This window comes from Arthrobacter sp. AG367, from assembly GCF_007828995.1.
In the GTDB taxonomy this organism is placed as follows: domain Bacteria; phylum Actinomycetota; class Actinomycetes; order Actinomycetales; family Micrococcaceae; genus Arthrobacter.
The window spans coordinates 1-2,728 of record NZ_VIVE01000019.1 but is presented as its reverse complement, the minus strand read 5'-3'; the positions used below and the strand labels follow the sequence as shown (position 1 = coordinate 2,728).

2 protein-coding genes are annotated in these 2,728 nt (G+C 56.6%); both read right to left on the bottom strand.

Annotated elements, in window-relative coordinates; genetic code table 11:
• Positions 1-588: 588 nt before the first annotated feature.
• Complete coding sequence (locus FB478_RS21010; protein ID WP_144601537.1) at positions 589-1,446, bottom strand: SDR family oxidoreductase; 858 nt, start codon at positions 1,444-1,446, stop codon at positions 589-591.
• 613 nt (positions 1,447-2,059) lie between these two features.
• Positions 2,060-2,590 (bottom strand): flavin reductase family protein, encoded by a 531-nt coding sequence (locus tag FB478_RS21005; RefSeq protein ID WP_144601536.1) that lies wholly within the window; start codon positions 2,588-2,590, stop codon positions 2,060-2,062.
• Between the last annotated feature and the right edge of the window lie 138 nt (positions 2,591-2,728).

Below are 2,728 nucleotides of genomic sequence, written 5' to 3'. Positions count from 1 at the left end.
CATCAATCTGCTCGATGATCGACTCGATCTCGGGACGAATACCTGCATTAGACATCTAGAACACTCCTGCTAAGACACTGAACTGGGACACACCGGGCGCGTTCACCTCCAAGGGCAAGGAGTACACCGGAGTGTGAACAAATACTGAACGGGCGCGGTACTCTATGTAGAGTAACTATGAAACTGGCTTAGCGATAGTGCTGAAGCCAATGTTGCAGATCTTTGTCTGTACATCGACGTACGAGGACATGAAGAGCCAGGAAGGACTTCACGTGGGAGTCTCAGAAGGACCCTTCAACAGGCCGACGTTAGCCAGGATCCTGAATTCCTGGCGCAAGTTTTTGGCGGCTGAGGAACCCTTTAATAGCAACACCGACTCAGCCGAGCACTGTGTGACCTGTGGACACATCTGGGGCCCAGAGTACGTTTGGCTAGCTGCCATGATGCAGGTCTCTCCATTACCGGGCGCTTGTTCCGCTGCAAAAGACCCACACACGCGATGCGGATGTCAGACGCGAGGACATTTCACGTTCGCCGGCAGGTGATCTCAAAGCCAAAATCACATCAACACCGCGCGCGTGGTGGAGTTTATGGGTGGCGCCGTGCGCTGCCAGTCAGGATAGCCCGATAACCTGCCCTGTAATCCGGATATTCAAAGCGCAATCCAGTGCTGCGCAGCCTTGTGTTCACGCAGCGTTTATCACCGCCGCGACCTATTACCACCTCACCGAGCGGGGGCAGCGGCCGTTCCAATTCGGTGGCCAAAAACGTTAGGACCTTTCCAAGTTCCACCGGTTCGTCATCGACGCCAAGGTAGGTGGATTGCGGCGTCGTATTCATCGTTGTCAAATGCACGATCGCGGCGGCAGCGTCATCACGGTATATACGATTAGTGAGGCGATCTTCAGCCGGAATCACCGCTGTACCCCTCGCTACCGAGTCAATTAGCCGAGTACGGCCAGGTCCGTAGATGCCGGCTAACCGCAGGACAACCGCATCAGTCCCTGTCCTGCCCAAGCGGCTACGAAGCAGCTTTTCGCCTTCAAGCATCACCCGCCCCGAAAAGGAAGTGGGCGACGCCTCTGTATTCTCGTCCACCTGACCTGTGACGGCGTTTCCGTAGACAGCCGTGGAGCTGACAAAAAGAAATCTCTGCGGCTTCACTTGGTCACGGGAAAGTGCATCGAGCACCTTACGCAGCCCCGCTGCATAGGCCCTATCGTAAGCGTCTTCACTGTGACCCTGGGCAGCTACGCAATAGACAACGATGGAGGTATCGGCCGGAATAGTAGGTAGTTGGCCTTCAAGGTCCGCAAACACGCCTTCGATGGGAGCGGGGAGTTTATCCGGGGAACGGCGCCACCCCACCACGCGGAACCCCTTACGTGAAAAGCCTAAGCCCGCCTCAGTACCCACATCACCGCAGCCGACAATCAAAACAGTCATCGAGCTAGTTCCTGCCTCCAGGAATAATATTGTGATTTCTCAATGGATTTTCTCTCGTACGACGTTGTGCGATCAGAACGCAGTCGAATGCCGACGCCTCCTAAAGGTGCACGGGGACACGTTGCTCATATATGATGCCCCGGTTCTGGTCTGGGTGCCGCGAGATTCCCATGCCAATATCAGCATTACGGCGCACTACAACGCTGCCTGACGATCGGCTAGAACACTGCTGTCGCCACAATACGCATGTCCACGACGTGCCCAGGTCATGAGCCAGGGATGAGCTGTCGAGGCGATGGACGTGTGCGTGAAGCGTTGCTTCGGGTGCAAGCCAGGCGGAATGTGGGCTTGGCGCGCGGATTCCTGAGCCTCATCTGCGGCAAAAGCTAATTCGCACCACAAGCCACAGCTGCGGCCGTCTGCAACCAGCCGGGTTTTGGTGATTCTCTAACCTAGCCCACCGGGGATTCGTGCAGGAGTCCCTGCCCAGCCGGACCGGGAAGCCCGTTCTACAAACCGTGAGCCCGGCAGGATAAGGACGCCTTTTCTGCCAGCGAGGGCTCCAACAATTCACGAGGCACACTTTTCATTCGTTGCCTGAACCCAACCAGGTTTAGCTCAGTGCTGCGTGCTCTCCGAGGGCGAACCACTTCCGGTTGTGGTAGACGAGCGGAGCAGCATCTGAACGTTCATTTTCATCCCGAGGCTTAGCCTCGATGGCTTCCACAACGATGAGAGTCGAACCGCTCACGTCAATGCGGTTAACAACACGTCCACGGAGCCAGGAGTTGGCGTTAGGGTAGTACGGCTCACCGGTACGCAACCGCGCCCACTCCACGTCGTCTCCGAAGCGGTTCACGCCACTCGTTGCGCCAAGCTTCGCAAGTTCCACCTGATCGGATGCCAGCAGATGAACGACGACGGTCTCGGCAGCGCAGATAGTCTGTGTGCTTGATGACATGGGAGACGCGGAAAAGACCAGTGACGGCGGGTTGATACCCACCGAGGCCAGGGAACTTACCGTCATGGCTACGGGGCCGTTTCCCACGTCCGCCGTGATAATTCCTACACCTGCTGGATGATGCCGAAAGGCGAATTTGAAATCCTCTGCGGAGATCTCCTGATTAACAACTGGCGCGTGCATTTTGAATCCTTTCTAATGGCTTGCTTTGGCCTACGTATATGGCCGGGTTAGACGATGGGGAGGACGTGGCGGGCTTCGTCTTGGCGGTTGAAGGTGACTTTGCCGAAGGCTTCGTATCCGCTGGCAGCGAGGGTGTGT